The sequence below is a fragment of the Streptomyces sp. NPDC059037 genome (genome assembly GCF_042740015.1).
Taxonomy (GTDB): Bacteria; Actinomycetota; Actinomycetes; order Streptomycetales; family Streptomycetaceae; genus Streptomyces.
Map to the genome: position 1 here is coordinate 7,824 of NZ_JBHYIG010000142.1, position 7,320 is coordinate 15,143.

Genomic DNA, 7,320 nt, shown 5'->3' on the forward strand with positions numbered 1-7,320 from the left:
CGTCGGCTTTGGGGGGTTTTGTTGTTTGGGCTTTTTTGTCCGGGGGGGCGGGGGGGGGATTGTCGCGCTGTCCCCCGCGCCCCTTGCGGGGCGCGGGGACTGGCCTCTCTCAGTTACGTCCCGTCCGCGAAAGCAGCGACGCGAGCAGGCCCTTGGTGCGGGTCGGTTCGGGCGTCGGCTTCGGGGTCTGCCCGGCGTATCGGGACACCGGCTGCTCCGGTGACCGTGCCTGCTTGCCGCTGATGCGGATCATCGGGAACTCGGCGACCTCCTCGGCGCCGTGCCACATGTCGTCGCGCTCCTTCAGGAACGCCGCGAGATCGGCGTGGACCGCGTCGTAGGCGCCCCACGTCCCGTAGAACTTGGTGGCCGTGATGCACAGCGGCTTGAGCCCCGTGCTCGCCACCGCGCCCCAGGTCGCCGCGGCCACGCCCGGACAGTGCTCGGCACGGAAGTCGTCGAGGACGACGATCCCGTCGGCGCCGAGCACCTCGCGGGCCGCGGCGATGTCCGCGTGCACATGCTCGTACAGATGCGAGGCGTCGATGTGCACGAAGCGGCAGGTGTCCGGCTCCACATGCGCGGTGATGCCGGCGGACGGCTCCTGGACGATCTGCGGCAGCTCGTCGTGGAAGGAGCGGTAGTTGGCCTCGAAGGCGCGGCGCGTGAGCGTGGACCGGTAGGAGCGGCCCATCTCCGCCGAGTTGGCCTCGTCGGGCGCGGGCGAGTCGAAGAGGTCGCAGACCGTGAAGGTCTCGGCCGCGCGCAGATACGTACCCATGAAGATGGCGCTCTTGCCGAGATAGGCGCCCAGTTCGAGGAGGTCGCCCTGCTCGGAGCGTTCGTACTGGCGGCTCAGGATCCAGTCGAAGAGCACCTGGTCGACCGGATGGAACCATCCCTTCACGTCGGAGAGCTGGTGCGGCCGCGGCAACTGATCCGTGTCCGTGCCGTTCGTGGACGCGCGCGCTGTTGCTTGCTGCATGTCTGGGTCCTGGGGATGGGGGGAGGAGGACAGTGCTGCCGGACGGGTGGGGGGCCGTTTCGGCGCACGATGCTGTTGGAGCTGTCAGAAGCGCGGAGTGGGCTCGGAGACGTCGGCCCGCGGCAGCGGCTCATCGGCCACCCCCGCGGCCGGCGCGGGGTGCCGCTCCGCCAGTGGCGCCACAGACGGTAGACCCCCTGGCTCACCGAGCACCACATGCCTCACAACTCGTTCAGCGGCTCGCCCGTCGTCGTACACACAGAAGCGGTTTCGGAAGGCCGAGCGCAGCTGGGCCGAGCGGGAGCCGCGCCAGTGGCCCGTCGCGAAGATGTCGGTGAGCTCGTCCTCGCTGCGCGCGACCGCGCCCGGCGGGAAGTCGCGGACGTCGAAATAGGTGCCGCGGGTCGCCTCGTAGGCCTCCCAGTCGTCGGCGTGCAGGACGACGGGCCGGTCGAGGTTGGCGTAGTCGAACATCAGCGAGGAGTAGTCCGTGACCAGGGCGTCCGAAGCGAGGCAGAGGGACTCGACGCTCGGATGGTCCGACACGTCGATCAGCCGGCCCGACGAGGAGGCGAGCGGTGCCTCGTACGAGTGATGGGCGCGGGTCAGGATCACGAAGCGGGGGCCGAGCGCCTGCAGCACCCGCTCCAGATCGAGGGCGCGCAGCTGGGAGCGGCGGTAGTCGCGGTGGGTGGGCGCGTAGAGGATGGCGACCGCGCCCCGGGGGATGCCGATGAGCTCGCGCTGGCGGGCCACGTCCGCGGTGGTCGCCCGCTGGTAGATGTCGTTGCGCGGGTAGCCGTACTCGAGGGTCGTGTACGAGGCGGGGAACACCCGCTCCCAGACCAGCGTCGAGTGCCGGTTCGCCGACAGGACGTAATCCCATTTGTCGGCGTTCTTCAGGAGCGCCCGGAAATCCGTGTCCCGTGCGGCGGCCGGGCGGTCCTGGAGGTCGAGGCCCATCAGCTTCAGGGGTGTGCCGTGCTGGGTCTGGATCATCACCTGGCCGCGCCGCTTGACCAGCCTGCGGTCGAAGTCGACGTTGTTCACCAGGTACTTGGAGCGGGCGAGGGCCGTCCAGTACGCGGCCGTGCCGGGCCGGATCTTCCGGGTGGCCGTCGGCACCGAGTGGTGGTGGCGTGCGTCGGCGATCCACGCGGTGCGGATATGCGGGGCGTGCTCGCGCACCGCGGCCTCCAGGGCGCCGGGGTTGCAGCCGTGGCCGCGCCCCCCGTACGCGGAGAACACCGCGCGGTCGGCGCGCACCGGCAGGCGCAGCTGGATCCGGTAGTGCAGCTGGAGCGCGGCGCCCCTGGCGTGGCGGCGGGCGTTGGCCGCGTACCGCCTGGCCCTGGTCCGCACCCGCAGCGCCGTCCACAGGGTCCGGTAGGTGCGGTGCGAGCCCAGCCGCACAAGGGCGTGCCGCAGCCGGCCGCCGGGCCTGCCGCGCGAGCCGGGGACGCGGTAGCGGCGGTAGTGGGAGCGGGCCCTGCGCAGGAAGTCGGCGCGGGTGCCGCGCGGCAGCCGGTCGCGCTTGGTGAAGACCGTGCAGAAGTGGTCGACCATCCGCCGGAAGAGGACGGGCCGCCAGTCCGCCGAGAACTCGGGGTGCTCGTCGAGGAACGCGAAGACCCTCTCGTACTGGTCGAAGATGTCGAAGTGCCTGAGGCTCGTGGTGTTCAGGATGTTGCCGCGGCGCCGCTGCCGGTAGTGCAGGCAGACCCGGTCGAGGGTGCAGATCGAGTCCGCGGAGAGCATGACCGGGAAGGTCCAGGGGGTGTCCTCGTAGAAGCCCGGCGGGAAGTCGAAGCCCTCACGCTCGATGAACTCGCGGCGGTAGGCCTTGTTCCAGGCGACCATCAGGAGCCTCAGCAGGCTCGGCCGCTCGGCGAGCCGGAAGGGTGCGGCGCCGCCGTCCTCGTCGAGCAGGTTCGCGTACTGGTTGCGCACCGTCTCGCCCGACCAGTACGTACGCGCGTAGTCGTAGACGAGGACGTCCGGCTCGTCCGTCTCCTTGAGGCGGTCGGAGATGGCGTGCAGGGCGCCGGGGGTGAGGGTGTCGTCGCCGTCGAGGAAGACCAGGTAGTCGCCGCCGGCGTGTTCCATGCCCGCGTTGCGTGCCCGGCCGAGGCCGACGTTCTCCTTCAGGTGGACGGCCCGCACGCGAATGTCGCGGGCCGCGAACTCGTCGATGAGGGCGCCGCCGGCATCCGGCGAACAGTCGTCCACCACGATCAGTTCGAGATCCGTGAACGACTGGTCGAGGACCGACTCCAGGCATGCGTGCAGATATGCCTGCACCTTGTACACGGGAACGATGACACTGAACCGGGGCAAGGCACATCCATGGGTCGGCGCGGGCATACTGCCCGAAAACGCCCGGAGGGCCGGTCGGGTTACGCCGGGTGCGGCAGACGGGGGATGGACGCAGGTGAGGCGGCCCCCGCCGGGGACCGCCTCACTCGGCGAACGAATGTACAAGTGCCTGACAAGTGCCTTTGTCGGGCGGCTACTTGACGGCTCCCGCCATCACGCCGGACACGAACTGCCGCTGGAACGCGAAGAACACGGCCAGCGGGATCACCATCGAGATGAACGCGCCGGGCGCCAGGATCTGCACGTTGTCGCCGAAGGACCGCACCTGCTGCTGGAGCGCGACCGTGATCGGCGGGCTCTCGGAGTCGGCGAAGATCAGCGCGATCAGCATGTCGTTCCAGACCCAGAGGAACTGGAAGATGCCGAGCGAGGCGATCGCCGGCGCGCCGAGCGGCATCACGACCCTGAGGAAGAGCCGCAGCTCACCGGCCCCGTCCAGGCGTGCAGCCTCCAGGAGTTCGCGTGGGATCTCCGCGAAGAAGTTCCGCAGGAGGAAGATCGCGAACGGCAGGCCGAAGGCCACATGGAAGACGACCACGCCGACCGTCGTCTCGAAGATGCCGATCTCGCCGAAGATCTTGGAGACCGGAAGCAGCGCCACCTGCACGGGCACCACGAGCAGCCCGACGACGCCGAGGAACCACCAGTCGCGCCCCGGGAACTCCATCCACGCGAAGGCGTATCCGGCCAGGGACCCGATGATCACGACGAGCAGCGTCGCCGGGACGGTGATCATGATGCTGGACAGGATCGAGTCGGTGATCGTCTCGTCCTTGAGCAGGTTGCTGTAGTTGTCCAGCGTCATCTGCGACGGGGTGCTGAACACCTTCCACCAGCCGCTCTCGGCCATGTCGGACGAGGTGCGCAGCGAACCGAGCAGCAGCCCGATCGTCGGCACCAGCCAGAAGAGACCGATGACGACGAGGAAGACGCGTACGGCACTGCCACTGACGACGGCGGCGATCCGCCCGCCGAGCGACTGCTTGGCCTTCACCGTTTCGACTTGGGTGGTCATCGTCGTCCCTCCCGCCGAAGTCGCCGGATGTTGAACATCATCACCGGGATCACGAGGAGGAACAGGAGCACGGCGATCGCGCTCGCCACTCCCGAATCCTTGTCGAGGAACGCGGAGTTGTAGAGCTGCAGCGCCAGCACATTCGCGTCGTCCTTCGAGGAGTTCGGCGCGATGATGAAGATCAGGTCGAAGATCTTCAGTACGTTGATCATGAGCGTGACCGCGACCACGGCAAGCACCGGCGCCAGGATCGGCACGGTGATCCGCCGGAACACCTGCCACTCGTTGGCGCCGTCCACGCGGGCCGCCTCCAGGAGTTCACGCGGCACGCTCGCCAGGCCCGCCGCGATCAGGACCATCGCGAAGCCCGTCCAGATCCACAGATACGAGCCGATCACCGCGGGCGTGATGAGGGACGGGCCGAGCCAGTCCACGCCGTTGTACGGCTCGCGGAAGTTCGATGCGGGGAACCGGAGTTGGGCCCCGTCGGCCTCCTTGGGCAACGCGAAGGTGCCGTCGCCCGCCGCCTCGGCCGATGCCACCACCTTGCCGTCCTTGACGGCCTCGATCTTGATCCCGGGATAGCCGAACTCCGCCTTGTCCGGGGCGTTGAGCTCGCCCCGGCCCTTGCCGCGGGTGAAGTCCTGCCAGGCGGTGCCGGTCACCTGGTCCGGGTCCGGCTTCGCGGCCGCGGCCGACTTGGCGTCGTCCGGCATGTTGTCCGGTGCCACACCGGTCAGCGGCAGGGCGACGGGCGTGCCCGCCTCGACCGCCTCACGCGTGATGAAGGCGCCACCGCCCGCCGACTTCAGCGGAGACTGCGTACTGGGATGCGCCTGCGGGAACGCGGACGACTCGGCGAAGGTGTCGTGCGCCGCCACGAACACGGCGTTGGCGACACCCCGGTCGGGATCCGACTCGTAGACGAGCCGGAAGATGATCCCCGCCGCGAGCATCGAGATCGCCATCGGCATAAAGATGACCAGCTTGAACGCCGTGCCCCAGCGGATCCGCTCGGTGAGCACGGCGAAGATCAGGCCGAGGCCGGTCGCGACCGTCGGGGCGACCACCACCCAGATCGCGTTGTTCTTGATCGCGGTGAGGATGGTGTCGTCCGTGAACAGGGTTTCGTAGTTGCCGAACGCCGTGAAGTCGCCCGACTTGTCGAAGAAGCTGCGGAACAGCGAGTACCCGATCGGGTAGAGGACGAGCGCGCCGAGCAGCACCAGGGCGGGCAGCAGGAAGAGCACTGCCACGGACTTACGGGTGCCGGTCACGCTCTTGCGCGGTTTGGGCGCCGGGGGCAGCGCCACGTTCGGCGTGCCCCCGGCGTTCGCGGACGCCATGGCGCGTCAGTCCTTGTAGGCCTTGGCTGCGGCCGTCTCCAACGCCTTCTGCGTGCCTTCGACGTCCTTCGGATCCTTCAGGAAGTCCTGCAGCGCCTTCCACTCGCCCTTGCCGGGCGTGCCGCCGAAGGCCTGCGGGGCCTGGTCGGACATGTCGAAGCGGATGTCGTCGCCCGCCGCGATGAGCGCCTTGGCGATGTCCCGCTGCACGTCGTTCGGGTACGCCGCCAGGTCGAGGCTCTTGTTGGGGGACACGAAGCCGCCCGCCTCGGCCCAGATCTTCGCCGAGTCCGGCGAGGCCAGGAAGGTGAGCAGCGCCTGCGCGCCCTTGCTGTCCTTCAGCGCCACCGCGGCGTCACCGCCGACGACCGCCGGGGACTCGTCCCCGACCGCCGGGAAGGGGAACACCTTGGCGTCCGAACCGATCTTCGCCTTCGTCTCCGAGATCGGCAGCGAGACCATGTCGCCCTCGAAGACCATGCCCGCCTTGGGCTGGTCGCCGCCGGTGAAGGTCTGCTTCACCGAGGCGGGGAACTCGGTCTGCAGCGCGCCGTCCGCGCCGCCCGCGACGAAGCCCTTCTTGCCGTAGAGCTCGCCGAGCGTGGTCAGCGCCTCCTTCACGGAGGGGTCCGTCCACTTGATCTCGTGCTTCGCCAGCTGGTCGTACTTCTCGGGGCCCGCCTGCGAGAGGTAGATGTTCTCGAACCAGTCGGTGAGGGTCCAGCCGTCGGCGCCCGCGACCGATATCGGCGGCACGCCGGAGTCGTACACGGTCTGGGCCGTCTTCATGAAGTCGTCCCAGGTCTTGGGCTCTTCGGTGCCCGCGTTCTCGAAGACCTTGGTGTTGTACCAGACCAGGGACTTGTTGGCGGCCTTGAAGTACACGCCGTACTGCTTGCCGTCGACGGCCCCGAGGTCCTGCCAGCCCTTCGCGTAATTCTTGTCGAGCTGCTTCTGCGCCTCGGGCCCCACGGGCTTGGCCCACTTGTTCTGGACCGCCTGCTCGATGGCGCCGACCTGCGGAAGCATCGCGACGTCCGGCGGCTGGCCGCCGGCGACCTTCGACTCCAGGAAGCTGATGATGGGGTCCTGCGCGGGTACGAAGGAGACGTCGGCCCCGGTCCTCTTCTCGAACTCGTCGAGAACCTTGAGGAAGACCTTCCGCTCCGATCCGCCCCACACGGCGGCGACGGACACCTTCTGCCCCTCCAGCTTGGGCAGTTGGACCGCGGCCGCGCTCTCCTTGCCGCCGCCCTTGTCCCCGCCGCTCCCGTCGTCCTTGTCGTCATCGCCACCGCACGCGGTGACGGTGAGGGTGAGCGCCCCCGCGACGACGGCCGCGGCGATCCTGGCGGTGGTACGCCGATGGTGCGGTGCCCTGCGTGTACGAAGAGTGCTGCGCATCACTGCCCCGTTCTCTTCCTGGCGAGCGAGTCCCGTGCGGCTTGTCTACGCCCGCCCGGGGAACACCGGCAAGAGCACCAACCATGACAACTAGCCGATCGTGATGCCGTTGTGACGTGGCGTCATGAACTGCGGAGATCGGGTGGGTGGGCGGGAAAGGCTTGTTCGGCCACTTGCCGCCGCGGGGTGAGCGG

At 68.9% G+C, this 7,320-nt stretch carries 5 protein-coding genes; all 5 read right to left on the bottom strand.

Annotated features, from left to right (window positions below; genetic code table 11):
- Window positions 1-109 precede the first annotated feature (109 nt).
- Window positions 110-985, bottom strand: coding sequence for a class I SAM-dependent methyltransferase (locus tag ACFWY6_RS26330; RefSeq protein ID WP_384695023.1), 876 nt, complete (start codon window positions 983-985; stop codon window positions 110-112).
- Window positions 986-1,069: 84 nt separating this feature from the next.
- Window positions 1,070-3,322, bottom strand: coding sequence for a CDP-glycerol glycerophosphotransferase family protein (locus tag ACFWY6_RS26335; RefSeq protein ID WP_384695026.1), 2,253 nt, complete (start codon window positions 3,320-3,322; stop codon window positions 1,070-1,072).
- 172 nt (window positions 3,323-3,494) lie between these two features.
- Entirely contained in the window at window positions 3,495-4,376 is an 882-nt protein-coding gene (locus tag ACFWY6_RS26340; protein ID WP_384695029.1) for a carbohydrate ABC transporter permease, read from the bottom strand.
- Complete coding sequence (locus tag ACFWY6_RS26345) at window positions 4,373-5,722, bottom strand: carbohydrate ABC transporter permease (RefSeq protein ID WP_384695031.1); 1,350 nt, start codon at window positions 5,720-5,722, stop codon at window positions 4,373-4,375. The genes ACFWY6_RS26340 and ACFWY6_RS26345 overlap by 4 nt, the downstream gene beginning before the upstream one ends.
- Before the next feature lie 6 nt (window positions 5,723-5,728).
- Entirely contained in the window at window positions 5,729-7,126 is a 1,398-nt protein-coding gene (locus ACFWY6_RS26350; protein WP_384695034.1) for an ABC transporter substrate-binding protein, read from the bottom strand.
- Window positions 7,127-7,320: the final 194 nt, after the last annotated feature.

Coding starts and splice junctions, on each gene's coding strand:
- ACFWY6_RS26340 (WP_384695029.1), bottom strand. CDS start 4,376: ATGACCACCCAAGTCGAAACGGTGAAGGCCAAGCAGTCGCTCGGCGGG.
- ACFWY6_RS26345 (WP_384695031.1), bottom strand. CDS start 5,722: ATGGCGTCCGCGAACGCCGGGGGCACGCCGAACGTGGCGCTGCCCCCG.
- ACFWY6_RS26330 (WP_384695023.1), bottom strand. CDS start 985: ATGCAGCAAGCAACAGCGCGCGCGTCCACGAACGGCACGGACACGGAT.
- ACFWY6_RS26350 (WP_384695034.1), bottom strand. CDS start 7,126: ATGCGCAGCACTCTTCGTACACGCAGGGCACCGCACCATCGGCGTACC.